The organism is Hydrogenophaga sp. IBVHS2 (assembly GCF_002127215.1).
Lineage (GTDB): Bacteria > Pseudomonadota > Gammaproteobacteria > Burkholderiales > Burkholderiaceae_C > Hydrogenophaga.
Map to the genome: position 1 here is coordinate 134,048 of NZ_NFUT01000002.1, position 26,244 is coordinate 160,291.

A 26,244-nucleotide genomic window follows, 5' to 3' on the forward strand; every position below is an offset into this window, starting at 1 on the left:
CGCCCCCGGAGACAGACGATGCCCCACCGTCAAGGCAGCGACACCCCGCGCCCCGACCTGCACCAGGCCCTGCACAGCCGATTCGGCTGGCAGGTGCCGGACCTGTTCAACATGGCCGAGGTCTGTTCCCGGCGCTGGGCGGCCGACCGGAAGCACGCCGGCACCACCGCGGTGATCGACACCGCTCCCGGCCAGCCCGACCGCACATTCACCTACGCCGATCTGCAGGCCCAGTCCAACCGGCTGTCCAATGTGCTGGCCTCCCTGGGCGTGCGCCGGGGCGACCGGGTGGCCATCGTGCTGCCGCAGCGGTTCGAGACCGCCGTGGCCTACATGGCGGTGCTGCAGATGGGTGCGGTGGGCATGCCGCTGTCGCAGCTGTTCGGGCCGGAGGCGCTGTCGTACCGGCTGCACGACAGCGAGGCGGTGGTGGCCCTGTGCGATGCCGGCACGCTGCCCGGCATACAGGCCGTGGCGGCGGAGAGCCCGCTGCTGCGCCATGTGGTCTGCATGGACGCGCCGGCCGACGGCACGGTGCTGGACTGGACCGCCCTGTGCACGCAGGCAGCTGACCGGTTCGATCTGGTCAGCACCCATGCCGACGATCCGGCGGTGCTCATCTACACCAGCGGCACCACCGGCAACCCCAAGGGGGCGCTCATTCCGCACCGGGCGCTCATCGGCAACCTGACCGGTTTCGTGTGCAGCCAGAACTGGTTCGGCTTCGACCCGTTCGATGCGCGCCAGCCCTCGAAGGCCGTGTTCTGGTCCCCGGCCGACTGGGCCTGGACCGGCGGCCTGATGGATGCGCTGCTGCCCACGTTGTACTTCGGTCGGCCCATCGTGGCACACAACGGCCGCTTCGGCCCGCAGGTCGCCTTCGAGCTGATCGAGCGGCACGGTGTGACCCACACCTTCCTGTTCCCCACCGCGCTCAAGGCCATGATGAAGGCCTTTCCGCAACCCTCGCAGCAGTTCCGTTTCCGGCTGCAGGCCATCATGAGTGCCGGCGAGGCCGTGGGCGACGCGGTGTTCGCCTATTGCCGCGATCAGCTGGGCGTGGTGGTCAACGAGATGTTCGGCCAGACCGAGATCAACTACATCGTGGGCAACTGCGACCGTCTCTACCCCGCGCGCGCCGGCAGCATGGGCAAGGCCTATCCGGGCCACCGGGTGGCCGTCATCGACGACGAAGGCCGCGAATGCCCGCCCGGCACGCCGGGCGATGTGGCGGTGCACCGGCTCGATGTGCACGGCGACCCCGACCCGGTGTTCTTCCTGGGCTACTGGAAGAACGACCGCGCCACCCGCGCCAAGTTCACCGGCGACCCGGCTTCCAGCTGGTGCCGCACCGGCGACCTGGCGGTGCAGGACGCCGACGGCTACCTCTGGTACCAGGGCCGCAGCGACGACGTGTTCAAGGCCGCCGGCTACCGCATCGGCCCCAGCGAGATCGAGAACTGTCTGGTCAAGCACCCGGCCGTGGCCAACGCGGCGGTGGTGCCCAAACCCGACGCCGAACGCGGCGCGGTGGTCAAGGCCTATGTGGTGCTGGCCCCCGGACACACCGGCAATCCGGCGCTGGTGGCCTCGCTGCAGGCGCACGTGAAGGGGCAGCTCGCGCCTTACGAATACCCCAAGGAGATCGAGTTCATCGACGCCCTGCCCATGACCACCACCGGCAAGGTGCAGCGACGGGTGCTGCGCCTGCAGGAGGAGGAGCGGGCGCGCCAGGCTCAGCGCTGAGCCGTGGTGGCCGGTTCGGCCACGTAGATCTCGACCCGCCGGTTGGCGGCCCGTCCGGCGGCGCTGCCGTTGTCGGCCACCGGCTCGCGCGAGCCGCGGCCATCGGTGGTGAAGCGCGCGGCCGACACCCCACGGCCCACGAGGTAGTCGCGGGTGGCGTTGGCGCGGTCCACCGACAGCGGGTTGTTGATGGCGTCGCTGCCGGTGTTGTCGGTGTGGCCGACGATGGTCACCTGGGTGATCTGGTTCTGCTGCAGGGTGCCGGCGAACTGGTTGAGCACACCGGCCAGCGCCGGGCTGATGGCCGAGCGCCCGACGGCGAAGCCGGCATCGGCCGGCACATCGAGCTTGAGGCGGTTGTCGGCGGTCTGGCTCACGCCGATGCCGGTGCCCTGGGTGGCCTTCTCCATGGCCTTCTTCTGTTCCTGCATGCGGGTCGACCAGATGTAGCCGCCCAGCGCGCCGGCGCCGGCACCGATGACGGCGCCCTGCGTGGCGCCCTTGGAACCACCGGTGAGTCCGCCCAGCACGGCGCCCGCCAGGGCGCCGATGCCGGCACCCTTGGCCGAGTCGGACTGGGTCTCGCTCATGTTCGCGCACCCGGACAGCACCAGGGCGATGGTGACCACGCCAAGCGTGAAGCGGGATGCAGCGGCAGCGGGTGCAGAGGAGGTGTTCATGTGGGTTCTCCGGAGGGTCGGGGGTGTGACAGGCCTAAACTTATACCCTCACCCTGTATCGCCTCTGTTTACGAATGTTTCACATGACCCCTGTTTCCCTGGGCCGGAGCCCGCTGCGCGCATCGCCCATCTGCCTGGGCACCATGACCTTCGGCGAGCAGGTGGCCGAGCCGGATGCCCACCGCATCCTGGACCGCGCGGTGGAGCGCGGCATCGACTTTCTGGATGCCGCCGAGATGTACCCGGTGCCGGCGCGCGCCGAGACCTGTGGGGCCACCGAAACCATCATTGGCCGCTGGCTGGCCGCGCGCCCCGGCATGCGCCAGCGCATCGTGCTGGCCACCAAGGTGGCCGGGCCTTCGCGGGGCATGCCCTGGATCCGGGGCGACCAGTCCGGCCTGACCCGGGCCGAGGTCATCGCGGCCTGCGACGGCAGCCTCAAACGCCTGCAGACCGAGGTGATCGACCTCTACCAGCTGCACTGGCCGGCGCGCAACGTGCCGGTGTTCGGCAACCTGTATTTCGACCCGACCAAGGACCGCGCCTGCGCCGCCATCGACGAGCAGCTCGATGCCCTGGACACCCTGGTCAAGGCCGGCAAGGTGCGGGCCGTGGGCCTGTCCAACGAGTCGCCCTGGGGCGTGCACGAGTTCGTGCGGCTGGCGGACGAGCGCGGACTGCCGCGCGTGGCCACGGTGCAGAACCCGTACTGCCTGATCAACCGGTCGTACGAGAACGCGCTGGACGAGACCTGCCACCGCCTGGGCGTGTCGCTGCTGGCCTACTCGCCGCTGGGCTTCGGTCTGCTGTCGGGCAAGTACGACGAGACCGGCCTGGCGGGCGACCACGGCCGAATGGCCATTTTTGAATCGATGCGCAAGCAGCGCTGGGGCCGACCGGAGTCGCTGGCCGCGGCCCGCCGCTACAACGCGCTCGCCCGCGAACACGGGCTCACGCCGGCGCAGCTGGCGCTGGCCTTCTGCTACCGCAACTGGCGCGTGGCGAGCACCATCATCGGCGTGACCAGCGTGGCCCAGCTCGATGAATGCATCGACGCCTGGAACGTGCAGCTGTCGCCCGAACTGCTGGCCGCCATCGACCAGGTCCGCTGGGAGCTGCGCGACCCGGCCCAGTGACAGGGCAGGCCGATGGGCAAGAAGGTTCACGTCAGCGAGACGCCGGCCACCGCCTGGCTCAAGGCCCATGGCGTGGTCTACACCGAGCATCCGTACGAGTACCTGGAGCACGGAGGTGCCCAGCACAGCGCCCAGGTGCTGGGGCTGGACCCCTTCGCGGTGGTCAAGACCCTGATCATGCAGGACCAGGACGCCAAACCCCTGGCCATCCTCATGCACGGCAACCGCACCGTGTCCACCAAGAACCTGGCCCGGCAGATCGGGGTCCGATCGGTCGAACCCTGCAAGCCGGAGGTGGCCAACCGCCACAGCGGGTATCTGGTGGGTGGCACCTCGCCGTTCGGCCTGCGGCGTGACATGCCGGTGTATGTGGAATCCACGGTGCTCGGGCTGCCCCGCATCTGGATCAATGGCGGGCGGCGGGGCTTTCTGGTGGGCATCGATCCTGCGGTGCTGGCCGGGCCGCTCGGTGCGACGCCGGTGCAGTGCGCGCTGGCAGAATAGGCCGGCAGAACTGGCCCTGTCCGTCGGGCCCAGCCGCCCAGACCGCTTCGGAGCATTCCCTTGGACTTCCTCTACCCGCTGCTGGCCACCGTGGCCAGCTACCTGATCGGCTCGTTGTCGTTTGCCGTGCTGGTGAGCCGCCTCATGGGCCTGAACGACCCCCGCACCTATGGCAGCAAGAACCCGGGCGCCACCAACGTGCTGCGCTCGGGCAACCGCAAGGCGGCCGTGCTCACCCTGCTGCTCGACGCCTTCAAGGGCTGGCTGCCGGTGGTGCTGGTGCAGGGCTGGGGTGAACCGTACGGTCTGGGTGCCGGCACGGTGGCCCTGGTGGGTCTGGCGGCCTTCCTGGGCCATCTGTTCCCGGTGTTCTTCCGCTTTCAGGGCGGCAAGGGCGTGGCCACGGCGGCCGGTGTCATCCTGGCCTTCAACCCCTGGCTGGGGCTGGCTTCGCTGGCCACCTGGATCATCGTGGCGTACTTCTTCCGGTTCTCGTCGCTGGCGGCCATCGTGACCGCGGTGTTCGCGCCCGCCTACTTTCTGCTCGGGCGTGGCGTGGCCTGGGACGCGCCGGGTGTGATGGTGCTGGCCCTGGCCGTCATGGGCGTGCTGCTGATCTGGCGCCATGCCGAGAACATCAACCGCCTGCTGGCCGGCACCGAGAGCCGCCTGGGCGCCAAAAAGAAGTGATGCCATGAGTTCTCCCGAGCGCTACATCCACCGGGTCGGCATGGCCACGCGCTACAGCGAAGCCGCCGTGTTCCAGGGCATCGTCTACCTGGCCGGCATGGTGCCCGAGCGCGGCGACACCGACATCGCCGGTCAGACCGCCGACGTGCTGGCCCAGGTCGAGCAGCGCCTGATCGAGTGTGGGAGCCACAAGTCGCGCATCCTGCGCGCGCAGATCTATCTGGCCGACATCGCCGACATCGGCGCCATGAACGCGGTGTGGGACGCCTGGGTGGTGCCGGGTGCGGCGCCGCCCCGGGCCACGGTGCAGGCCGCGCTGGCCGACCCGGCCTGGCGCATCGAGATCGTGGTCACGGCCGCGGTGGCCTGAACGTTTCAGTAACGCCGCTCCAGCGTGAGCTGGTCGTTGGTGCGCTGCATCTGGAAGCGGTTGAGGAAGCTGTTGCCCAGCAGCACCGACGGCATGGGCTGCGGCAGCACGATGGCGCTCACACCATAGATCTGGGCCTCGCCGACCCTCACCGAGTCCAGCTGGATGCGGTGACCGTTGACCTGGCCGTTGGCGGTGGACACCGTCACCCGCTGACCCTTGGCGAAGTCGAGATTGATGCGTTTCGCTTCGCTCTCGCTCAGGATGACCTCGGTCGCTCCGGTATCCACCAGGAACTGCACCGAGCGCCCGTTGATCTGGCCGGCCGGTGAGAAGTGTCCGCGGCTGTCGGCCGTCATCACCACCCGGCCGCTGCCTTGCGGTGCGGCCCCACCGCCCAGGCTGACCGGGGCCTCGCCCACCCGCAGGGTCTGGCGACGGCCATCGATTTCGACCGTGGCCACTTCGCCGTCGAGCTTGAGCAGCTTCACGCCCTGGTGGGTCTGACCCACGCCCACGAAGCGGGGTGCGCCGCCCTCCACGATCAGCAGTGCGCGCGAGCCGGACACACCGCCCAGGGCCACCTGCTGCGCGGCCGCCGGCAGCGACACGCCCGAGCCCAGCGTCACCGCCAGCAGCAGGGACGTCAGGGCAGGGCGGTGCATGGGGAGGTCAGTCGCGGAAGTTGTTGAACGACAGCGGCAGGTCTTTCAGCTCGCTGCGGATCAGGGCCATGGCGGCCTGCAGGTCGTCGCGCTTGGCGCCGGTCACGCGCACCGCATCGCCCTGGATGGCGGCCTGCACCTTGAGCTTGCTGCCCTTGATGACCTGCTGGATCTTCTTGCCGTCCTCGGTGCTGATGCCGTTGCGCACCTTCACCACCTGCTTGACCTTGTCGCCACCCACCTTCTCGACCTTGCCCACATCGAGGAAACGCACGTCCACGTTGCGCTTGGCCAGCTTGTTGCGCAGCACGTCGTCGATCTGCTGCAGCTGGAAATCGGCATCGCCGAACAGGGTGATCTCCTTGTCCTTGAGCTCGATGGCGGCGCTGGTGCCCTTGAAGTCGAAGCGGGTGCCGATCTCGCGGGAGACCTGGTCGATGGCGTTCTTGACCTCGACGAAATCGGCTTCGAGAACGGTGTCGAAAGATGGCATGGTGGTGGGCGGGAAAAGGGTCTGCGGAAGGGCTGCAGGCGTTGGCCTCAAGGCCGGACGCGGCGGCCCGGGTGAGAGAATCGGCGGATGATAGTCGAGAAGCAGGTACCCCTGCAGCCCCACAACACCTTCGGCATCGTGGCCCGCGCGCTGCACCTGGCGCGCCTGCGCCACGAGTCCGACATTGCCGCGCTGCGGGCCGATCCGCAGTGGTCGGCGCTCACCGCCGAGCAGCCGCCCTTCGTGCTGGGCGGCGGCAGCAATCTGGTCATCACCGGCGATGTGCGCCCCCTGGTGCTCAAGGTCGAGATCATGGGCCGCCGCCTGCTGCGCGAGACCGACAAGGGCTGGCTGGTGGAAGCCGGCGCCGGCGAGAACTGGCATGCCTTCGTGCAGTGGACCATCGAGCAGGGCTGGCCGGGCCTGGAAAACATGGCCCTCATCCCGGGCACGGTGGGGGCCTCGCCGGTGCAGAACATCGGCGCCTACGGCGTGGAGCTGCAGGACCGGTTCGATTCGCTGGACGCGATCGACCTGCAGACCGGCGAGCCCTTCACCCTGAACGCCGCGCAGTGCGGCTTCGGCTACCGCGATTCGGTGTTCAAGCATGCGCCGGCCGATGCGCGTGGCCTGGGTCTGGCCGGCCGCGCCCTCATCACCCGGGTGCGTTTCTGGCTGCCCAGGCCCTGGCAGCCGGTGCTGGGCTATGCCGACCTGGAGCGCCGCATGGCCGAGACCGGCAACACAGCGCCCGACGCCCGCACCCTGTTCGACTGGGTGGTGGACATCCGCCGCGCCAAGCTGCCGGACCCGGCGGTCATCGGCAATGCCGGCAGCTTCTTCAAGAACCCCACGGTCACGCCGGAGCAGTGCGCCGACATCATTGCCCGCGAGCCGCGGGTGGTGCACTACCCCATGCCCGACGGCACGGTGAAGCTGGCGGCGGGCTGGCTGATCGACGCCTGCGGCTGGAAGGGCCGGGGCGTGGGCAACGCAGGGGTCTACGAAAAGCAGGCGCTGGTGCTGGTGAACCGGGGCGGGGCCACCGGCGGCGAGGTGATGACGCTGGCGGGAGCCATCCAGACCAGCGTGTACGAGCGCTTCGGGATCCGGCTGGAGCCTGAGCCTGTGGTGATCTGACCGGTTTCTTGTCGGTTTTGCTCGTCTGCTTCTTCTGACGGGCTGGGGCGGGTGCCGGGCCTCTGGCCCACCTCGCGGGGGGCTGCCCGTGTGCGCTGGTGTTTCTTCGTCAACGCTGTGTGGGTACGCAGGCTCTGTGGCAACCGCGAATGGGGCCGGCGGCCCGGCACCCGCCCCAGCCCGTCCACACGATGGTGGTGCGCGGCCCTTCGATCGCCCACAAAAAAGCCGCTCCAGAGAGCGGCCTTTTCGGGGAACACAGGGAAGTTCAGTCCCCCTTGCCACCCTCGAGCTTGAGCATCTGTGCCCCCTCGCCCAGCGACAGCAGACCGCTCTTGGCATAGATGCCCAGTTTGCCGCGCGTGTCGGTGATGTCCAGGTTGCGCATGGTCAGCTGGCCGATGCGGTCCAGCGGCGAGAACGGTGCGTCCTCCACCTTCTCCATGCTCAGTCGCTCCGGCGCGTAGGTCAGGTTCGGGCTGTCGGTGTTGAGGATGCTGTAGTCGTTGCCGCGGCGCAGCTCGATGGTCACCTCGCCGGTGATGGCGCGGGCCACCCAGCGCTGGGCCGTCTCGCGCAGCATGATCGACTGCGGATCGAACCAGCGGCCCTGGTAGAGCAGGCGACCGAGCTTGAGGCCATTGATGCGGTACTGCTCGATCGTGTCCTCGTTGTGGATGCCGGTCACCAGGCGTTCGTAGGCAATGAACAGCAGCGCCAGGCCCGGGGCCTCGTAGATGCCGCGGCTCTTGGCCTCGATGATGCGGTTCTCGATCTGGTCGCTCATGCCCAGGCCGTGGCGGCCACCGATCTCGTTGGCCTTCAGGATCAGGTCCACCGGGCTGGCGAAGGTCTCGCCGTTGAGCGCCACGGGCTGGCCTTCTTCAAAGCGCACCGTCACGGTTTCGCGCTTGACCACGACCTCGTCTTTCCAGAACGCCACACCCATGATGGGGTTCACGATCGAGATGCCGCTGTTCAGATGTTCGAGGTCTTTTGCTTCGTGCGTGGCGCCGAGCATGTTGCTGTCGGTGCTGTAGGCCTTCTCGGCGCTCATCTTGTAGCCGAAGCCGTTGGCGGTCATGAAGGCGCTCATCTCGGCACGGCCGCCCAGCTCGTCGATGAAGCGCTGGTCCAGCCAGGGCTTGTAGATCTTCAGGCTGGGGTTGGTCAGCAGGCCGTAGCGGTAGAAGCGCTCGATGTCGTTGCCCTTGAAGGTGGAGCCGTCGCCCCAGATGTGGACATCGTCTTCCTTCATGGCGGCCACCAGCATGGTGCCGGTCACGGCACGGCCCAGCGGCGTGGTGTTGAAGTAGGTCACGCCGGCGGTGCTGATGTGGAAGGCGCCGCACTGCAGGGCGGCAATGCCTTCATGGGCCAGCTGGCTGCGGCAGTCGATCAGACGGGCCTTCTCGGCGCCGTAGGCCATGGCCTTGCGCGGGATCTCGTCGTAGTCCGGCTCGTCGGGTTGCCCCAGGTTGGCGGTGTAGGCGTAGGGGATGGCACCCTTCTGCTTCATCCACAGCAGCGCGGCGCTGGTGTCGAGACCGCCGGAAAACGCGATGCCGACTTTCTGTTGCAGGGGGAGGTTCTGGAGGATGGTGGCCATGGTCGGGTCCGTGGGTCCGTGGATCAGCCGAAGTGGCAGATGTAGTGGTAGGGCTCGGTTACCCGGATCTGGAAGCTGCTGTTGCCGGGCACATCGAATTTTTCGCCGGCGCTGCTCTTGACCCAGGTACTGCTGCCGGCCAGCAGGTATTCGCACGAGCCGGCCACGCATTCCATGATCTCGGGTGCGCCGGTGTTGAAGGTCAGGGTGGCCGGCAGGATGACGCCGACCGACTTCTTCGTGCCGTCGGCCAGCGTGATGCCGTGGCTCACGCATTTGCCGTCGAAGTACACATTGGCCTGGGTGGCGACGGTCACGCCGCTGAATTGGGTGGTGGTCATGGGGGCGGTGGGGAAAGCGGGTTGGAAGATCGGCGAAACCATCGATTTTAGGCAGCGGCCCAGGCCACCGGGTCGAAGCCCACGGTGATGCGGCCATCGCTCCACTCCACCACCGGCCGCTTGATCACGCTGGCATGGGCCAGCAGCAGGGCGCGGGCCGAGGCGGCATCGGTGACGCCGGCCCGCAGCGATTCGTCCAGACCGCGCCAGGTGGTGCCCTTGCGGTTGACCAGCAGCTCCCACCCGGCGGATGCCAGCCAGCGGTCCAGCGCCTCGGGCGGCACGCCCTGCTTCTTGAAGTCATGGAATCGGTGCTCGATGCCCTGGTCCTGCAGCCAGGCGCGGGCCTTCTTGACCGTGTCGCAGTTCGGAATGCCGAACACCGTGGTGGGGGAGGTGGGGGTCGTCATGCCCGGATTGTCCCCGACGGGCCGGGCCGATCGGGGCCGATGGGACAATCCTGCCCATGCTCGACATCCCCGTTCCCGACCACCCCGCCACCCTGGCCGACTGGCTTGCCCACGCCGAGCGGCTGCACCCCCAGGCCATCGACATGGGCCTGGAGCGGGTGCAGGCTGTGGCCCGCCGCATGGACCTGACGCTGCCGTGTCCGGTCATCACCGTGGCCGGCACCAATGGCAAGGGCAGCACCTGCGCCATGCTCGAATCGATCTACGGACAGGCCGGCTACCGCACCGGGCTGTACACCTCGCCCCACCTGGTGCACTTTGAAGAGCGCTGCCGCATCGACGGCCGCCCGGTCGACGGTGCCGCTCTGGTGCCGGCCCTGGCCGAGGTCGAGCAGGCCCGGCGCGGGCAGGGCCCCGACCAGCCCGAGATCAGCCTGACCTACTTCGAGTTCACCACCCTGGCCATCCTGCGCACCATGGCCCGGGCGGGCATCGATGTGGCCATTCTGGAGGTGGGCCTGGGCGGGCGGCTGGATGCGGTGAACATCATCGACACCGACTGTGCCGTCATCACCTGCATCGCCCTGGACCACATGGCCCTGCTGGGCCCGGACCGCGAATCCATCGGCCGCGAGAAGGCCGGCATCATGCGCACCGGCCGTCCGGTGGTGGTGAGCGACCCCATGCCGCCGCAAAGCGTGCTCGATCGGGCCCTGGAGATCGGGGCCGACCTCTGGCGCGTCGGGCTGGACTTCCACTTCGCCGGCGACCAGCAGCAGTGGGGCTGGGCCACCCACCCCAACCGGGGCGGAAGGCGCTATCCCGGCCTGGCCTATCCGGCGCTACGCGGGGCCAACCAGCTGGTCAATGCCTCCGGCGTGCTGGCCGCCATCGAGGCCCTGCGCCCGCGCCTGCCGGTCACCGCCCAGGCGGTGCGCACCGGGCTGGCCCTGGTGGAGCTGCCGGGCCGCTTCCAGATCGTGCCGGGCAACCCGACCCTGGTGCTGGATGTGGCCCACAACCCCCATTCGGTGGCGGCCCTGGCCGAGAACCTGGACGCCATGGGCTTCTACCCCGGCACCCATGCGGTGTTCGGCGCCATGGCCGACAAGGACCTGACCGCCATGATCGAGCGGGTGGCGCCGCTGGTCGACCACTGGTACGTCACCGATCTGCCCTTGCCCCGCGCCTTGCCGGCCCGCGAACTCTCCGGCGTGGTGGCATCGGCCATCCAGGGGCGACCCGGTCCCGCCGCCCGGGTGGCGGGCACCTTCCCGGACCCCCGCGCCGCCCTGGCCGCTGCCGTCGCTGCGGCAGACCCCGCTGATAGAATCGTGGTCTTTGGTTCCTTCCACACGGTGGGTGGCGTGCTGCAGGACGGGGTGCCCCGGCTGGCCGCCAAACACCTGAAGGGCTGATGCCCCGGCCAGCCCCGTGCCACCGCCAGCCGTTGATGGCGAATTGGTATCCCACCGCATGGTCAACCCCCGCTCCGGCTCCGCAGGCAGTGCCCCCACCCCCACCATCGACGCGGTGCGCCGCCGCGCGCGCCACCGCCTGATCGGCGCCAGCGTGCTGGTGGCCGTGGGCGTGATCGGTTTCCCGCTCCTGTTCGACACCCAGCCGCGACCGATTCCGGTGGACATCCCCATCGAGATTCCGGCGCGCAACACCCCGTCCCCGGCGGCCAAGCCCCCGGCCGCACCCGCCGCTGCCCCGGCCCCGGTGGCCGGTGGCAAGCTGCCCATGATCACCGAGTCCCCCGAGCCGGCCCCCAAGGCCGAGCTGCCGAAGGCCGAGGCGCCGAAGGCCGAGGCGCCCAAGGCAGAGACCGCCAAGGTCGACGTGGCCAGGACCGAAACCCCCAAGGCCGAGGCGCCCGCTCCCGCGCCGGCCCCTGCACCGGCCCCCGCCCGCCCGGCGGCCACCGACGGTGCCCGCGCCGAAGCCCTGCTCAAGGGCCAGACCGACCCCAAGCCCGCCAGTGCGCCAGCGTCGGCCCGGCTGGTGGTGCAGGTGGGCGCCTACGCCGAAGAGGACCGTGTCCGCGACGTGCGCCAGAAGCTGGAGAAGGCCGGTCTGAAGACCTATGTGCACACGGCGACCCTGCCCGAGGGCAAGCGCACCCGGGTGCGGGTCGGTCCCTTCGACAACCGGGCCGATGCCGACAAGGCGGCCGCGCGCATCAAGGCACTCGGCCTGCCGGCTGCCGTGCTCACCCTCTGAGATCGCCATGGTCGCCCTCGACATCGTCATGCTGCTGATCCTGCTGCTGTCGGTCCTGATCGGGCTGTGGCGCGGGCTGATGTACGAGGTGATCGTGGTGGCAGGCTGGGTGGCCGCCTTCGTGCTGTCGCCCATCTACGCGGCCGACGTGGCGGCCTGGCTGCCCGCCGACAGCCTCTCCGAGCATCTGCGCCTGGCCATCGGCTTCGTGCTGGTGTTCATCGCGGTGGTCTTCGCCGGTGGCCTGGTGGCCTGGCTGGTGCAGAAGGCCGTCACCAGCGTCGGGCTGCGACCGGTTGACCGCATCCTGGGCGGCGGCTTCGGCCTGGCCCGGGGCGCCGTGCTGCTGCTGGCGCTGGCGCTGGTGGTGAACATGCTGGGACAGCACGACGCCGGCTGGTGGACCGAGTCGCAAGGCGGCCGCCTGCTGTCGGCCACCCTGCACGAATTGCGCCCGCTGCTGCCACAGACCGTGGCGGCCTACATACCGTAAAGATTTTTCGAAGGATCCCGTCATGTGTGGAATCGTGGGTGTCGTCAGCCAGGACCCGGTCAATCAGCTCATCTATGACGCCTTGCTGCTGCTGCAGCACCGGGGCCAGGACGCGGCCGGCATCGTCACGCAGCAAGGACGCAAGTTCTTCATGCACAAGGCCAAGGGCATGGTGCGCGACGTGTTCCGCACCCGCAACATGCGCTCGCTGCCGGGCAACTGCGGTCTGGGCCAGGTGCGCTACCCCACGGCGGGCAACGCCTTCAGCGAGGAAGAAGCGCAGCCCTTCTACGTGAATGCGCCGTTCGGTCTGGTGCTGGTGCACAACGGCAACCTCACCAACGCCCATGCGCTCAAGCAGGAGCTGTTCCAGACCGACCACCGCCACATCAACACCGAGAGCGATTCCGAGGTGCTGCTCAACGTGCTGGCGCACGAACTGGAGAAGGTCACCCGCGGCCTCACCCTCAAGCCCGCCGACGTGTTTGCCGCCGTGCGCGGCGTGCACCAGCGGGTGCGCGGCTCGTATGCGGTGGTGGCGCTGATCGCCGGCCACGGCCTGCTGGCCTTCCGCGACCCCTACGGCATCCGGCCCCTGTGCCTGGGCCGTCAGGGTGGCAGCGTGATGCTGGCCAGCGAGTCGGTCACGCTGGAGGGCACCGGTTTCGAGCTGGAACGCGACGTGGCGCCCGGCGAGGCGGTGTTCGTGGACCTGCAGGGCAACGTGCAGGCCGAACAGTGCGCGGCGGCCCCGTCGCTCAAGCCCTGCATCTTCGAATACGTGTACCTGGCCCGGCCGGACTCGGTCATCAACGGCATCTCGGTCTACCAGGCCCGCCTGAACCTGGGGGCCACGCTGGCCAAGCGCGTCATCTCCACCGTGCCGCCGAACGACATCGATGTGGTCATCCCCATCCCCGAATCGTCGCGCCCCAGCGCCATGGAGCTGGCCCAGCTGCTGGGTCTGCCTTACCGCGAAGGCTTCGTGAAGAACCGTTACGTGGGCCGCACCTTCATCATGCCGGGGCAGGCGGTGCGCAAGAAGTCGGTGCGCCAGAAGCTCAACGTGATCGGCAGCGAGTTCAAGGGCCGCAACGTGCTGCTGGTGGACGACTCCATCGTGCGCGGCACCACCAGCCGCGAGATCGTGCAGATGGCGCGCGACGCCGGTGCCCGCAAGGTCTATCTGGCCAGCGCTGCGCCGCCGGTGCGCTTTCCCAACGTGTACGGCATCGACATGCCCACGCCCGACGAGCTCGTGGCCCACGGCCGAACGGTCGACGAGGTGCGCCAGATCATCGGCTGCGATGCGCTCATCTACCAGGACGTGGACGCCATGAAGCAGGCCGTGGGCCAGCTCAATCCCAGGCTCGGCGGATTCGATGCGTCGTGCTTCGACGGCGAGTACGTCACCGGCGACATCACCGCCGACGACATCGCCCGGCTCAACCAGGGTCGGGACCAGGTCGAAGAGGGCACCGAGGACACCTCCCGTCTGGCCCTGCCCAATGCACAGGTGGCCTGATGACCGGAAAGCCCTTGCCCGAAGGTCTGCACCGCGACACGCTGGCGGTGCGCGCAGCGGTCGACAAGAGCCAGTACGGCGAGAACGCCGAGGCCCTGTTCCTCACCAGCAGCTTCACGCAGCCCGACAGCGAGACCGCCGCCCGCCGCTTTGCCGGCGAGGAAGACGGCTACATCTATTCGCGCTTCTCCAACCCCACGGTGGCCAGCATGGAGCAGCGGCTGGCCGCGCTCGAAGGCATGGAAGCCTGCGTGGGCACCGCCAGCGGCATGGGCGCCATCCTGCTGCTGTGCATGGGCCTGCTCAAGGCCGGTGACCATGTGGTGTGCTCGCGCTCGGTGTTCGGATCGACCATCAAGCTGCTGGGCACCGAGTTCGCCCGCTTCGGCGTGGAGACCAGCTTCGTCTCGCAGACCGACGTGGCCGAGTGGAAGGCCGCCGTGCGTCCCACCACGAAGCTCTTCTTTGCCGAGACACCCACCAACCCGCTGACCGACGTGTGCGACATCCGCGCACTGGCCGACATCGCCCACAACGCCGGTGCGCTGCTGGCGGTGGACAACTGCTTCTGTTCGCCGGCGCTGCAGCAGCCGGCCACGCTGGGTGCCGACATCGTCATCCATTCGGGCACCAAGTACCTTGACGGCCAGGGCCGCGTGGTGGCCGGAGCCCTGTGCGCCAGCGAGGCCCTGGTGCGCAAGACCTTCATCCCGGTCATGCGCAGTGCCGGCATCAGCCTCTCCCCCTTCAACGCCTGGGTGGTGCTCAAGGGCATGGAGACGCTGGGCATCCGCATGGAAGCGCAGTCGCGCCGCGCACTTGAACTGGCGCAGTGGCTGGAAGCCCATCCCAAGGTCGAGCGGGTGTATTACCCGGGCCTCAGGAGCCATCCGCAGCACGAGCTGGCCATGGCCCAGCAGTCGGGCATGGGCGGTGCAGTGCTGTCCTTCGACGTGAAGGCACCCGATGCGGCCGAGGCCCGCCGCCGTGCCTTCCATGTGATCGACACCACGCAGCTCATGTCGGTCACCGCCAACCTGGGCGACGTGAAGACCATCATCACCCACCCCGGCACCACCTCGCACGGTCGCCTGACCGAAGACCAGCGCCAGGCCGCCGGCATCCGGCAGAACCTGGTGCGCGTGGCCGTGGGCCTGGAACACCTCGACGATCTCAAGGCCGACCTCTCGCGTGGTCTGGACACCCTGTGAACCCTGTGAAAGTACGCACCCGTTTCGCGCCGTCCCCGACCGGCTTCATCCACCTCGGCAACATCCGCTCGGCCCTGTACCCGTGGGCCTTTGCGCGCTCGCAGCAGGGCGACTTCATCCTGCGCATCGAGGACACCGACCTGGAGCGCTCCTCGCAGGCCGCCGTGGACGTGATCATCGAAGGCATGAAGTGGCTGGGCCTGAACCACGACGAAGGCCCCTTCTTCCAGATGCAGCGCATGGACCGCTACAAGGCGGTGCTGGAGCAGCTCAAGGCGGCCGGCCATGTGTATCCCTGCTACATGAGCGTGGCCGAACTCGACGCCCTGCGCGAGCGCCAGATGGCCGCCAAGGAGAAGCCGCGTTACGACGGCACCTGGCGCCCCGAGCCGGGCAAGACCCTGCCGCCGGTGCCCGAGGGCGTGCAGCCGGTGCTGCGTTTCCGCACCCCGGCCGGTGGCAGCGTGGTGTGGGACGACAAGGTCAAGGGCCGCATCGAGATCAGCAACAACGAGCTCGACGATCTGGTCATCGCGCGTCCGGACGGCACGCCCACCTACAACTTCTGCGTCGTGGTCGACGACATCGACATGGGCATCACCCATGTGATCCGCGGCGACGACCATGTGAACAACACCCCGCGCCAGATCCACATCTTCCGGGCCCTGGGCCACGAGCCGCCGGTGTATGCCCACCTGCCCACCGTGCTGAACGAGCAGGGCGAGAAGATGAGCAAGCGCAACGGCGCCAAGCCGGTGACGCAGTACCGCGACGAAGGCTATCTGCCCGATGCGATGGTGAACTACCTGGCCCGCCTGGGCTGGAGCCACGGCGACGACGAAATCTTCAGCCGCCAGCAGTTCCTGCAGTGGTTCGATCTGGACCACCTGGGTCGCAGCGCCGCGCAGTTCGACGAGGCCAAGCTGCGCTGGGTCAATGCCCAGCACCTCAAGGCCATGGACGATGCCGAGCTGGCGCCGCTGGTGGCCGAGCAGCTGCAGCGCCTGGGTCTGAAGGCCGACGATCGCCTGCCCGCCATCTGCGGTCTGTTCAAGGACCGTTGCGACACCACCGTGGCGCTGGCCGGTTGGGCCCGGGCCTTCTATGCGGACGTGCAGCCGGATGCGGCCGAGCTTGCCCAGCACGTCACCGATGCCGTCCGGCCTGCGGTGCGGTCGCTGGCGCAGCAACTGGAAGCCTGCCCCTGGGACAAGGCGGCCATCGCTGCGGTCATCAAGTCGGTGCTGGCCGAGCACGGCCTGAAGATGCCGCAGCTCGCCATGCCGGTGCGCGTGCTGGTCATGGGCACGGCCCAGACGCCGTCGCTGGACGCGGTGCTGGCACTGCACGACAAAAAAGTTGTGGTGAGGCGTTTGCAGAACGCCTGAAAAGTGGTCTATAATTTGAGGCTTGCTGATGCACACGACGCAACGCAGACAGACAGACTTCAAAAGCTGTTCGATGCCGAGCCAAGTGGGTTGAAAGCAAACCCTGTGGGGGTATAGCTCAGCTGGGAGAGCGCTTGCATGGCATGCAAGAGGTCAGCGGTTCGATCCCGCTTACCTCCACCAACAATTCGGAGTCGCGCAGTGCGGCAGGGTCAGAGATTCGATCTTGAACACTGCTACAATGCGAGATTCCAGTCCAGGTTATGACCCTATCGTCTAGAGGCCTAGGACATCACCCTTTCACGGTGAGTACCGGGGTTCGAATCCCCGTAGGGTCGCCAAACATGCCGCAAGGCACGTAGGCACAAGTGGTGGCACTTGGTTCGCAAGAACGAACGCCAACTGCCAGGAGTGGTAGTTCAGTTGGTTAGAATACCGGCCTGTCACGCCGGGGGTCGCGGGTTCGAGCCCCGTCCACTCCGCCAAACAAATCAACGGGTTGCACGAGAAATCGCGCAACCCGTTGTGCTTTCTGGAACCGAATTCCCGATCTCCGGGGTTCAGGCCACCCGCCGCTCCAGCCATCCCACCCGCACCAGCCCGGTGGACAAGGCGGTGCCGCACACGATCACCAGCCCGCAGCCCACCATCCAGGCGGTGACGCGTTCGTTTAGGAACACGGCGCCGTAGGACATGGCGAACACCGGCACCAGGAAGGTGACGGTGAGTGCCTTGCTGGGGCCGGCCTTCTCGATGATGCGGAAGAAGATCACATACGCAATGGCGGTGCACAGCAGCGCCACGGCGACCACCGCCCACCAGGCGGTGGCGCTGGCCGGCTGGCTGGGCCAGAACACCGCCGTGGGGATGGCCAGGGCCAGTGCGGCACCGATCTGGCTGCCGCTGGCCGTGGCCAGCGGGTGCAGACCGCCGAGGTGCTTTTTGGTGAAGCTCGCCGCCAGGCCATAGCAGACGGTGGCCAGCAGGCAGGCACCCATGGCCAGCAGCGCCAGCGGGCTGGACGACGCGGCCAGGCCGCTGAGCCCCGATTTGCCGATGACCAGCAGGCACACGCCGGCAAAGCCGATGCCCAGACCCAGCATGCGCGAAGGGCCAGGGCGTTCACGCAGCCAGATCCAGGCGACGAGCGCCCCGGTCAGGGGAACGGTCGCGTTCAGGATGGAGGTCAGCCCGGTGGGGATGTGCAGCACCGCAAACGCGAACAGCATGAACGGAATGCCCGAGTTCAGCAGGCCCACGAACAGGATGGGGCCCAGGCGGCGGCGGAAATCGGCCCACACCCCGGACACCAGAAACACCGGCAGCATGAACAGCGCCGCCAGCCCGACCCGCAGGCCGGCGGTGGCGACGATGCCGAAGTCGGCGACGCCCAGGCGCATGAACAGGAACGACGAGCCCCACAGGGCTGCAAGGGCGACGAACTCAAGGATCAGGATGGGGGGCATGGGGCGGGTTGCGCGGGCAGGCGTTCAGATCAGCCGGGGTTCGCCGGACTCGAGCGCCAGCAGGGCCACCTTGCGGTGCAGCCCGCCAGAATAACCGGTCAGTGATCCGTTGGCGCCCATCACGCGGTGGCAGGGCACGATGACGCTGACCGGATTGGCGCCGACCGCAGCACCCACCGCCCGCACCGCAGAGGGTCGGCCGATGGCGCGCGCCACCTCGCCGTAGCTCACCGTGCGGCCCGGTTCGATCAGGCACAGGGCCTGCCAGACGGCTTGCTGGAATCCGGTACCGGCCGACAGGTCCAGCGGCAGGTCGAAGCCTGCGGTGTCACCGGCAAAGTAGCGCTCCAGGACCTGCGCCGTTCGTTGCAGCAGCGGATGCGTGGCATCGCGGGTCCAGCGGGCCACCGCGTCGGGGGCCGGCGTGTCGCGCTGGCCTTCGTGGAACCAGGCGCCGGCCAGGCCGGTCCCGGTGGCGGCCAGCAGGAGTCTGCCCAGCGGGGTGTCGACATCGGTGCAGACCATGGGGGCTCGGGGTGCAGGGGTTTTCATGAGGCGTTGGAGGCAGGTGAATGGTCGGCCCACAGCCGGATGACGGCGTAGCTGCGCCAGGGTTGCCAGGCTGCTGCGACGGCATCGGCGTGCCGCTGGCGTTCGCGCGGGGACAGCCCCGGCGACCGGGGTGCCAGGGCCTCGAGCAGCACCACGTCGCCCGGCGGCCAGGCGTCCGGCCAGCGCAGGGCGCGCATGGCGATGTAGTGGGCGGTCCACGGCCCGATGCCCGGCAGCGCCTGCAAGGCAGCGATGGTGGTGTCCACCCGGGCGTGCGGGCTCAGATCCAGACCGCCGTGCTCCACCGCCTCGGCCAGGGCCACGATGGCCCGCTGGCGCTGCCGCACCACACCGAGCTGGCCTAGCCGCTCGGCCGCATCCGGCGCCAGGAACCGGGCGGCCGGCGGGAACAGGCGTTCCAGCCCGGGCAGGGCAGGGGGTGTGTCCGGGCAGGGGTCGCCAAACGCCTGCACCACGCGGCCGGCCAGCGTGCGCGCCGCCGCCACCGTGACCTGCTGGCCCAGGATGGCCCGCAACGCCAGCTCGAAGCCGTTCACCGTGCCGGGCACCCGCAGGCCGGCCGCGCCGGGCAGGGTGGGTTCCAGCGCGGTGGCCATGGCGACGGGGTCGGCATCCAGATCGAGCAGGGCGCGCAGTCGCACCATGACCACCGGCAGCACCGCCAGCAGGCCGTCGCTCACCATCAATCCGACCCGTTCACGTTGCGGCTCGAACTGCAGCGCACACCAGCCGGCATGGGTCCGCCCGGCCACGGTCAGTCGCAGCGTGCGGGCATAGCGCAGGCCGGTCCGGTCCACCGTTTCAACGCCGGGCAGGGCGCGGGCCGCCAGGAAGCCCAGTAGGCCGTCCAGATCGAGTGGTCCCTGCCAGCCCAGCCACACCAGACCCGGCTGGCGGGTGCGGGCCCGGCTGGCACGGATCTGCAGCGGTGGCAGGCCGTAGTGCTGGCGCATGGCCGCATGAAAGCGCCGCTGGCTGCCGAAACCCGCAGCCAGCGCCACCTCGGCCACCGGCAGATCGGTGTCGGTGAGCAGCTGCTTGGCGCTCAGCAGGCGCCGGGTCTGCAGCACCTGCAACGGCGACACGCCCAGGTGCTGCGCGAACACCCGGCGCAGATGGCGGTCGGTCACACCCAGGTGGCCGGCCAGCCGGGCCAGCGTGGGGCCGTCGCCGGCCAGGTGCTGCTGCGGATCGTTCAGCCAGCGCAGGGCGTGCTGCAACAGGATGTCACCGGCATCCAGCGTGGACCACGGACGCTCGGCCGGTGCCAGTTCGGGCCGGCAGCGCAGGCAGGGCCGGAAGCCGGCCTGTTCGGCCTGTGCGGCATGGTCGAAGAACCGGCAGTGTTCCCGCCGCGGCGTTCGTACCGCGCACACCGGCCGGCAGTAGATGCCGGTGCTGGTCACCCCCGCAAAGAAGCGGCCGTCGAACCGGCGGTCACGCGAGCACAGGGCGCGGTAGCGGGCATCGTCCGCGCAGGCCGGGCCATGGCCCTCGGTGAGGGCTTGTGCATCGGTGATCCGGGTCGTGGACATGCCGCGATGGTAGGGCCGGAATGCCGTGCGGCATGGCCGTTTCCGGACCTGTGTTTACCGCCGGTTCACAGGACGGGCCCGGGCCGATTCCTACAATCCTCGGTTTGATTCCACAGGGAGCATTGCATGCAGGTTGCCGCGTCCATCTTCAAGGCCTACGACATCCGGGGTGTGGTGCCCGCCACATTGAACGAGTCGGTGGCCGAAGCCCTGGGCCGGGCCTTCGGCTCGGTGGCGCGGCAGCAGGGCGAGACCACGGTGGCGGTGGGTCGCGACGGGCGCCTGTCCGGCCCCGACCTGTCGGCGGCCCTCATCCGGGGTCTCGTGGCCGCCGGCATCGATGTCATCGACGTGGGCATGGTCACCACCCCCATGCTGTATTTCGCGGCCAGCACCCTGTGCCGCAGCGGCATCCAGGTGACCGGCAGCCACAACCCCAAGGACTACAACGGCTTCAAGATGGTGCTGGCCGGCCGGGCCATCTTCGGTGAAGACATCCAGGCCCTGCGCCGTCTGATCGAGCAGGACGCAGCGGTGCCGGCCGATGGTGGCCGGGTGCGGCATGTGAACGTGGCGGGAGCCTACCGCGACCGGATCGTGGGCGATGTGAAGCTCGCCCGGCCCATGAAGATCGTGGTGGACTGCGGCAACGGCGTGGCCGGCGCCTCGGCCCCGGCACTGTTCCGCGCGCTGGGCTGCGAGGTGATCGAGCTGTTCAGCGAGGTCGACGGCGAGTTCCCGAACCACCACCCCGACCCCAGCAAGCCCGAGAACCTGCAAGACCTGATCCGCACCCTGTCCGAGACCGACGCCGAGCTGGGCCTGGCCTTCGACGGCGACGGCGACCGCCTGGGCATCGTCACCCGGTCGGGCCAGAACATCTACCCCGATCGCCAGATGATCCTGTTCGCGCAGGACGTGCTCACCCGCGTGCCCGGTGGCGACATCGTGTTCGACGTGAAGTGCTCGCAGCGCCTGGGCCCGGCCATCGAGGCGGCCGGCGGCCAGCCCCACATCTACAAGACCGGCCATTCGCTCATCAAGGCCCGCATGAAGGAGCTGAACAGCCCGTTGGGCGGCGAGATGAGCGGCCACATCTTCTTCAAGGAGCGCTGGTTCGGCTTTGACGACGGCACCTACGCGGGCGCGCGCCTGCTGGAGATCCTCAGCCGCCATGCCGATGCCAGCGCCACGCTGGAAGCGCTGCCCACCAGCCACAGCACACCCGAGCTCAATGTGGGCTGTGCCGAAGGCGAACCGCACGCGGTGGTGGCGCGCCTCGTCGAGCAGGTGAAGGTCGACGCGCCGGCGCGCTTGTCGACCATCGACGGCGTGCGCATCGACTGGCCGGACGGTTTCGGGCTGATCCGGGCCTCCAACACCACGCCGGTGCTGGTGCTGCGTTTCGAAGGCCAGACGGTGGAGGCGCTGCACCGCATCGAGGCCCACATGCTGGCGCTGCTGCGCCAGGCCAAGCCCGACGCCGTGGTGGGCGCGGCCGCCCACTGAGCGTTCGGCGCCGTCCGGGTCAGTGCGGCAGCAGCCCCAGCAGGTGCTGCAGCACGGCGGTGGCACGGGGGTCGACCGGCAGCGGCTGACCGGCCTGAGCAGCCCCTGCCCAGGCGGCTTCCACCGCCTGTTCCACGGCCGTTGCATCGGCCACCGGCAGGGTCTGGCCGGCGGCGTCGAGCTGTTCGTAGCTCTCGGCAAAGTTCCACACATTCGGCCCGTGCAGCACCTGGCAGCCCAGGGCCAGCGGTTCGTGCGGGTTGTGGCCGCCCACCGCCGCGAAGGACCCGCCCACCAGCGCCACCGGCGCCAGCCGGTACCACAGGCCCATCTCGCCGATGGTGTCGGCCACGTACACCGCGCCGCCGTCGGGCAGGTGCACGCCGGCGCTGCGCAGCGGGGCCGGCGGCTGGCACAGCGCGGCCACTTCGGCGCCCCGGGCCGGTGCCCGTGGCGCAATGACGAGCAGGGCATCCGGGTGGCGTTCGAGCAGACCGCGGTGGGCCTGCAGGGCCAGGGCTTCCTCGCCGGGGTGGCTGGAGGCCAGCAGCCAGACCGGGCGGGTCCGCAGCGCGGCCAGCCAGGCGGCCAGGTCGTCGGCATCGCAGGCCAGCGGCGGTGTGAGCGACTTGATGGTGCCGCTCACCGCCACGCGGTCCGGGCGGGCACCCAGCGCCACCAGGTGGGCGGCACTGGTGTCGTTCTGCGCGAACAGCCGGTCGAAGCCGGGCAGCAAGGCGCGGTAGATCCAGCGGCCCCAGCGTCGCTTGGCCATCGACGCGTCGCTCAGCCGGGCATTGACCAGCACGCGGGGAATGTCCCGCGCGGCCGTGGCGGCGATCAGGGTGGGCCACAGGTCCATCTCGCACCACACGGCCAGGTCGGGACGCCAGTGGTCGAGGAAGCGGTGCACGGCACCGGGCGTGTCGGCCGGCGCGAACTGGTGCTGCACGCCGTCGGGCAGGCCGGTGCGGCGCAGCGCATCGCCCGACGTGCGGGCGGTGGTGGTGATCAGGAAGTGCACCTCCGGCCGGGCCTGTGCCATGCGCGCGAACAGCCCGGCCAGGGCCATGGCTTCGCCCACGCCCACGGCATGCCCCCAGACCAGCGGACCCTCGGGGCGGTCGGCGTATTCGTGGCCCAGCTTCTGGTGCACGCTGCGGGGGGTTTCCTTGCCGCGCCGCAGACGGTGCCTGAGCCCCAGGTGCCACACCGGGGTCAGCAGGTGCGACAGCGCCACGTAGGCCCGCAGCGCCAGCGTCATGCCCGGCCCTCCAGCCAGGGCCCGAGCACCGCCATGTGGCGCCGGGTCGAGCCGCCGTGCTCGGCGTAGAAGGCTTCGGCGCCGGCGGTGGCCAGGGCCTGCCGCTCGGGCGATGTCAGCAGATCGACCAGGGCGCGGGACAGGCCCGGGATGTCCATGTGCTGCTGCAGCACGCCGGCCTCCAGCGCCTCCACGCCCGGGTACTCGATGCCCCAGATGCTGGGGCCCACCATCACCGGCTTGCGCAGGGCCAGCGGCTCGATCACGTTGTGGGCGCCCATGGGCACGAAGGATGCGCCCACCACCACCACCTGCGACAGCGCCAGATAGAAGTACATCTCCCCCAGCGAGTCGCCCAGCAGCACATCGACGGTGGCCATGTCGGGGCTGTCGGCGTTGGGTTGCAGCGCCGCGTCCAGGTCGCGGCTGCGACGGCTCACCCGCAGGCCGGCTGCGCCCAGCAGCTCGGCCACCGCGTCGAAGCGCTGCGGGCTGCGCGGCACATAGACCACCAGCAGCGGCGGCAGGCCGGCAGCGGCCACACCTTGCCGCACCTGGCTAATGGCATCGATGAAGGGTTCGTCCTCGCCGACGATGGCGCTGGCAAAGCACAGCACCGGCCGCCCCCCGACCACGCCGGTGGCCAGTTGCCAGGGCGCCAGCAGGGCCTGGCCGGCGGCCAGGTGGGCGGGGTTGGGCGGCAGGTCGAAGCGGGTCTCGCCGACGACCTCGACCCGCTCGCAGCCGACGTCGCGGAAGCGCTGTGCATGGGTCTCTGACTTGCACATGACCAGTTCGTAGGCCCGGAAGATGTCGGCCCGGAATCCCCAGGCCACGCGCCGGTCGCGCTCGATGCTCTTGCGCGGGTACTGAGCATTGGCCATGCCCAGCGGCACACCGCAGCGGCGTATGCCCGCCAGCAGCACCGGCCAGGTGTCGATCTCGGTCATGAGCGCAGCGCGCGGCCGGGTGTGGGCCACAAACCGCCGCACGGCCCAGCCCAGCTCCAGCGGCACGAAGCACACCTGCAGCCGTCCTGCGGCCATGTCCTCGGCGAACAAGGTGTGTGCAGCCGTGCGACCGGCCGGCGTCAGGGTGGACACCAGCACCGGGTAGCCGGCGGCCAGCAGCGCGCGGATGAGGGGAGCGGCACCGCGCAGCTCCCCCATGGAAGCCGAGTGAACCCACACCGGCCGCTGCAGCGCGGTGTCGACCCGGCCGAAGCGTTCGCCCCAATGCCGGCGGTACAGCGGTTCCTTGCGGCCGCGACGCCACAGGAACAGCAGGAACACCGGCAGCATCAGGTGCCACGCCAGTCCGTACAAGACCAACAGCACCCGGGTCTGCCAGCGGAACGGCGACGGTCGGACAGACGACGGCAACGCAAGGGTCATGAAAAAAGGGACCGTTCGGACACAGGGGGTGGGGTGGGGCTGGCAGGCGTCTTGCCCGTAGCCCGTTCAGTATAGTTATGCCCTGCGACGCCCCTGCTGCGGCGCCCCCCGCCCTGGACCTTCCCTCATGCCCCTCGACCTGCCGGCCTGGACCGCCGTCATTCCCTTGCGCGCCGGCTCCAAGGGCCTGCCGGGCAAGAACCTGCGTCCGCTCGGTGGCAAGCCCCTGTACCGGCATGCGCTGGACCAGGCCCTGGCGGCCGGAGCCGCGCGCGTGCTGATCACCACCGACCTGCCCGAGGTGCTGCAGGCCGGGCTGCCTCCCGAGGTGCATGGCATCCCCCGCCCGCCCGAACTCGCCGGGGACGCGGTGCCCATGGCGCCGGTGCTGGTGCACGCCCTGCAGCAGGGCGATGTGCAGGGCACGGTGGTGCTGCTGCAGGCCACTTCGCCCCTGCGCACGGCGGACGACATCCGCGCCGCGCTGGCGCTGTTCGCCACGGGTGATTACGGGCTGGTGATGAGCGTGACCGAGGCCGACCGGGGCGTGCTCAAATGGGGCCGGCTGGACGGTCAGCGGTTCGTGCCGCTGTCGGCCCCCGAGCACTGCTTCGCCAACCGCCAGTCCTTGCCGCCGGTGGTGCGGCCGAATGGGGCCGTCTATGTGTTCGACGCCGCGCGCCTGGTGGCCACCGGCAGCCTGGCCGCCGATGCGGTGGGCGTGATCACCATGCCGGCCGAACGCAGCCACGACATCGACAACCTCGACGACTTTGAGCAGGCCGAGCGCCTGCTCGCCCGACACGCCCTGGAGCACCCATGAAGATTGCACACCGCGAGATTTCTCCCACCCAGCCGCCCCTGGTGGTGGCCGAGATCGGCATCAACCACGGCGGCAGCCTGGAAGTGGCCAAGGGCATGGTGCTGGCCGCGGCCAAGGCCGGCTGCGAGATGGTCAAGCACCAGACCCATTTCGTCGACGACGAGATGACCGACGAGGCCAAGGCCATCTTCCCGCCCAACGCCGACAAGTCCATCTGGCATGTGATGGAGGAGTGCGCCCTGGGCAAGGACGACGAGATCGAGCTCAAGCGCTACGCCGAGTCGCTGGGCATGATCTACATCTCCACCCCGTTCTCGCGCGCTGCGGCCGACTTTCTGGCCGAGATCGGCGTGGCGGCCTTCAAGATCGGCTCGGGCGAATGCAACCATGTGCCCCTGATCCGGCACATCGCCAGCTTCGGCAAGCCGGTGATCATGAGCACCGGCATGCAGACCATCGACAGCCTGCGGCCTTCGGTGGAAGCCCTGGACCAGGCCGGCATCGAGTACGCGCTGCTGGAGTGCACCAACCTCTACCCGTCGCCGCCGGAGATCGTGAGCCTGCAGGGCATCGGCGAGCTGCGGCGGGCCTTTCCGAAGGCGGTGATCGGCTTCTCCGACCACAGCATCGGCCCCGAGATGGCCATTGCCTCGGTCGCACTGGGCGCCTGCATCCTGGAGCGCCACTTCACCGACACCCGTTACCGCAAGGGCCCGGACATTCCGTGCTCCATGGACCCGGCCGAGCTGCGTTTCCTGATCGACCGCTCGCGCGAGGTGCACACCGCCCTCATGAACCCCAAGGTGCGCACCGCGCCCGAGGAAGATGTGTACCGCTTCGCGCGGGGCTCCATCGTGGCCGACCGTGACCTGCCTGCGGGCCATGTCGTCACCGAGCAGGACATCTGGGCCCGCCGGCCCGGCTCCGGCGAGATCTCGGTGCAGCACTTCGATCGCCTGGTGGGCGCCCGCCTGACCCGCTCGGTGCGCCGCAACCAGCAGCTGCGCTGGTCCGATCTGGACGGCGTGGCTCCGCTGGTCAACACCTGATGGC

26 protein-coding genes and 3 tRNA genes are annotated in these 26,244 nt (G+C 69.3%); 18 read left to right on the top strand and 11 right to left on the bottom strand.

The window, feature by feature from the left end; genetic code table 11:
* Window positions 1-18 precede the first annotated feature (18 nt).
* On the top strand, window positions 19-1,746 hold the full coding sequence (locus CAP38_RS05380; protein WP_086119889.1) for an acyl-CoA synthetase: 1,728 nt from the start codon (window positions 19-21) through the stop codon (window positions 1,744-1,746).
* Here CAP38_RS05380 and CAP38_RS05385 read toward each other — a convergent pair.
* On the bottom strand, window positions 1,737-2,426 hold the full coding sequence (locus CAP38_RS05385) for an OmpA family protein (protein WP_086119890.1): 690 nt from the start codon (window positions 2,424-2,426) through the stop codon (window positions 1,737-1,739). The genes CAP38_RS05380 and CAP38_RS05385 overlap by 10 nt on opposite strands.
* An 83-nt stretch (window positions 2,427-2,509) precedes the next feature.
* Between CAP38_RS05385 and CAP38_RS05390 the strand changes: the two genes are divergently transcribed.
* From CAP38_RS05390 to CAP38_RS05405, 4 genes are read left to right on the top strand one after another with little or no spacing between them, the layout of a single operon-like run.
* Window positions 2,510-3,562 (top strand): aldo/keto reductase, encoded by a 1,053-nt coding sequence (locus CAP38_RS05390; RefSeq protein ID WP_086119891.1) that lies wholly within the window; start codon window positions 2,510-2,512, stop codon window positions 3,560-3,562.
* A gap of 12 nt (window positions 3,563-3,574) precedes the next feature.
* Window positions 3,575-4,066 (top strand): aminoacyl-tRNA deacylase, encoded by a 492-nt coding sequence (locus tag CAP38_RS05395; protein ID WP_086119892.1) that lies wholly within the window; start codon window positions 3,575-3,577, stop codon window positions 4,064-4,066.
* A gap of 60 nt (window positions 4,067-4,126) precedes the next feature.
* Window positions 4,127-4,756 (top strand): glycerol-3-phosphate 1-O-acyltransferase PlsY, encoded by a 630-nt coding sequence (gene plsY / locus CAP38_RS05400; protein WP_086119893.1) that lies wholly within the window; start codon window positions 4,127-4,129, stop codon window positions 4,754-4,756.
* Window positions 4,757-4,760: 4 nt separating this feature from the next.
* On the top strand, window positions 4,761-5,126 hold the full coding sequence (locus CAP38_RS05405; protein ID WP_218776560.1) for a RidA family protein: 366 nt from the start codon (window positions 4,761-4,763) through the stop codon (window positions 5,124-5,126).
* 5 nt (window positions 5,127-5,131) lie between these two features.
* Here CAP38_RS05405 and CAP38_RS05410 read toward each other — a convergent pair whose 3' ends face one another.
* A complete protein-coding gene (locus tag CAP38_RS05410; protein ID WP_086119895.1) occupies window positions 5,132-5,791 on the bottom strand; it encodes a TIGR02281 family clan AA aspartic protease in 660 nt (219 codons plus the stop codon).
* A 7-nt stretch (window positions 5,792-5,798) separates the two neighbouring features.
* Window positions 5,799-6,284, bottom strand: coding sequence for a YajQ family cyclic di-GMP-binding protein (locus CAP38_RS05415; protein ID WP_086119896.1), 486 nt, complete (start codon window positions 6,282-6,284; stop codon window positions 5,799-5,801).
* Window positions 6,285-6,371: 87 nt separating this feature from the next.
* On the opposite strand from CAP38_RS05415, the gene murB reads away from it, so the two are divergent.
* Entirely contained in the window at window positions 6,372-7,424 is a 1,053-nt protein-coding gene (gene murB / locus CAP38_RS05420) for a UDP-N-acetylmuramate dehydrogenase (protein ID WP_086119897.1), read from the top strand.
* Between the two features lie 268 nt (window positions 7,425-7,692).
* Here the strand turns inward: murB and argG are convergent, their stop codons facing one another.
* The 3 genes from argG to CAP38_RS05435 are packed head-to-tail and all read right to left on the bottom strand — an operon-like array spanning window position 7,693 to window position 9,784.
* Window positions 7,693-9,033, bottom strand: a complete 1,341-nt coding sequence (gene argG / locus CAP38_RS05425; protein ID WP_086119898.1) for an argininosuccinate synthase — start codon at window positions 9,031-9,033, stop codon at window positions 7,693-7,695.
* 23 nt (window positions 9,034-9,056) lie between these two features.
* Window positions 9,057-9,374 carry a pyrimidine/purine nucleoside phosphorylase gene (locus tag CAP38_RS05430; RefSeq protein WP_086119899.1) on the bottom strand — a complete coding sequence of 106 codons (318 nt, stop codon included), beginning with the start codon at window positions 9,372-9,374 and terminating at the stop codon, window positions 9,057-9,059.
* A gap of 47 nt (window positions 9,375-9,421) precedes the next feature.
* On the bottom strand, window positions 9,422-9,784 hold the full coding sequence (locus CAP38_RS05435; protein ID WP_086119900.1) for an ArsC family reductase: 363 nt from the start codon (window positions 9,782-9,784) through the stop codon (window positions 9,422-9,424).
* A 56-nt stretch (window positions 9,785-9,840) separates the two neighbouring features.
* Here CAP38_RS05435 and folC point away from each other — a divergent pair, with 56 nt between their 5' ends.
* The 9 genes from folC (at window position 9,841) to CAP38_RS05480 (ending at window position 17,112) form a co-directional block, all read left to right on the top strand.
* Window positions 9,841-11,202 (top strand): bifunctional tetrahydrofolate synthase/dihydrofolate synthase, encoded by a 1,362-nt coding sequence (folC, locus tag CAP38_RS05440; RefSeq protein ID WP_086119901.1) that lies wholly within the window; start codon window positions 9,841-9,843, stop codon window positions 11,200-11,202.
* Between the two features lie 58 nt (window positions 11,203-11,260).
* Window positions 11,261-12,010, top strand: a complete 750-nt coding sequence (locus tag CAP38_RS05445; RefSeq protein ID WP_086119902.1) for an SPOR domain-containing protein — start codon at window positions 11,261-11,263, stop codon at window positions 12,008-12,010.
* 7 nt (window positions 12,011-12,017) lie between these two features.
* Window positions 12,018-12,503 carry a CvpA family protein gene (locus tag CAP38_RS05450; protein WP_086119903.1) on the top strand — a complete coding sequence of 162 codons (486 nt, stop codon included), beginning with the start codon at window positions 12,018-12,020 and terminating at the stop codon, window positions 12,501-12,503.
* 22 nt (window positions 12,504-12,525) lie between these two features.
* On the top strand, window positions 12,526-14,028 hold the full coding sequence (purF, locus tag CAP38_RS05455) for an amidophosphoribosyltransferase (RefSeq protein WP_086119904.1): 1,503 nt from the start codon (window positions 12,526-12,528) through the stop codon (window positions 14,026-14,028).
* Window positions 14,028-15,239 (top strand): O-succinylhomoserine sulfhydrylase, encoded by a 1,212-nt coding sequence (locus CAP38_RS05460; RefSeq protein WP_086119905.1) that lies wholly within the window; start codon window positions 14,028-14,030, stop codon window positions 15,237-15,239. The genes purF and CAP38_RS05460 overlap by 1 nt, the downstream gene beginning before the upstream one ends.
* 5 nt (window positions 15,240-15,244) lie before the next feature.
* Window positions 15,245-16,627, top strand: coding sequence for a glutamate--tRNA ligase (gene gltX / locus CAP38_RS05465; protein ID WP_086121044.1), 1,383 nt, complete (start codon window positions 15,245-15,247; stop codon window positions 16,625-16,627).
* 107 nt (window positions 16,628-16,734) lie between these two features.
* Window positions 16,735-16,810 (top strand) — tRNA-Ala (locus tag CAP38_RS05470).
* An 82-nt stretch (window positions 16,811-16,892) separates the two neighbouring features.
* Window positions 16,893-16,968: transfer RNA gene (locus CAP38_RS05475), tRNA-Glu, on the top strand.
* Window positions 16,969-17,035: 67 nt separating this feature from the next.
* Window positions 17,036-17,112 (top strand) — tRNA-Asp (locus CAP38_RS05480).
* A 75-nt stretch (window positions 17,113-17,187) separates the two neighbouring features.
* On the opposite strand, the gene CAP38_RS05485 is transcribed toward CAP38_RS05480, so the two are convergent.
* Genes CAP38_RS05485 through CAP38_RS05495 form a run of 3 tightly spaced genes read right to left on the bottom strand, consistent with a single transcriptional unit; the run spans window position 17,188 to window position 20,201 of the window.
* Window positions 17,188-18,093, bottom strand: coding sequence for a DMT family transporter (locus CAP38_RS05485; protein ID WP_086119906.1), 906 nt, complete (start codon window positions 18,091-18,093; stop codon window positions 17,188-17,190).
* Between the two features lie 24 nt (window positions 18,094-18,117).
* Complete coding sequence (locus CAP38_RS05490; protein WP_086119907.1) at window positions 18,118-18,645, bottom strand: methylated-DNA--[protein]-cysteine S-methyltransferase; 528 nt, start codon at window positions 18,643-18,645, stop codon at window positions 18,118-18,120.
* Entirely contained in the window at window positions 18,642-20,201 is a 1,560-nt protein-coding gene (locus CAP38_RS05495; RefSeq protein ID WP_086119908.1) for a DNA-3-methyladenine glycosylase 2 family protein, read from the bottom strand. Before CAP38_RS05495 ends, CAP38_RS05490 begins: the two co-directional genes overlap by 4 nt.
* Window positions 20,202-20,327: 126 nt before the next feature.
* On the opposite strand from CAP38_RS05495, the gene CAP38_RS05500 reads away from it, so the two are divergent.
* Complete coding sequence (locus tag CAP38_RS05500) at window positions 20,328-21,710, top strand: phosphomannomutase/phosphoglucomutase (protein ID WP_086119909.1); 1,383 nt, start codon at window positions 20,328-20,330, stop codon at window positions 21,708-21,710.
* 19 nt (window positions 21,711-21,729) lie between these two features.
* Here CAP38_RS05500 and CAP38_RS05505 read toward each other — a convergent pair whose 3' ends face one another.
* Window positions 21,730-22,974, bottom strand: a complete 1,245-nt coding sequence (locus CAP38_RS05505) for a 3-deoxy-D-manno-octulosonic acid transferase (RefSeq protein ID WP_086119910.1) — start codon at window positions 22,972-22,974, stop codon at window positions 21,730-21,732.
* The gene (locus CAP38_RS05510; protein WP_086119911.1) at window positions 22,971-24,368 is read right to left on the bottom strand and encodes a 3-deoxy-D-manno-octulosonic acid transferase; all 1,398 of its coding nucleotides are present in this window, start codon (window positions 24,366-24,368) and stop codon (window positions 22,971-22,973) included. Before CAP38_RS05510 ends, CAP38_RS05505 begins: the two co-directional genes overlap by 4 nt.
* 127 nt (window positions 24,369-24,495) lie before the next feature.
* Here CAP38_RS05510 and CAP38_RS05515 point away from each other — a divergent pair, with 127 nt between their 5' ends.
* Together CAP38_RS05515 and CAP38_RS05520 are read left to right on the top strand one after the other, a co-directional pair.
* Window positions 24,496-25,191, top strand: a complete 696-nt coding sequence (locus CAP38_RS05515) for a cytidylyltransferase domain-containing protein (protein WP_086119912.1) — start codon at window positions 24,496-24,498, stop codon at window positions 25,189-25,191.
* A complete protein-coding gene (locus CAP38_RS05520; RefSeq protein WP_086119913.1) occupies window positions 25,188-26,240 on the top strand; it encodes an N-acetylneuraminate synthase family protein in 1,053 nt (350 codons plus the stop codon). The genes CAP38_RS05515 and CAP38_RS05520 overlap by 4 nt, the downstream gene beginning before the upstream one ends.
* Window positions 26,241-26,244 lie beyond the last annotated feature (4 nt).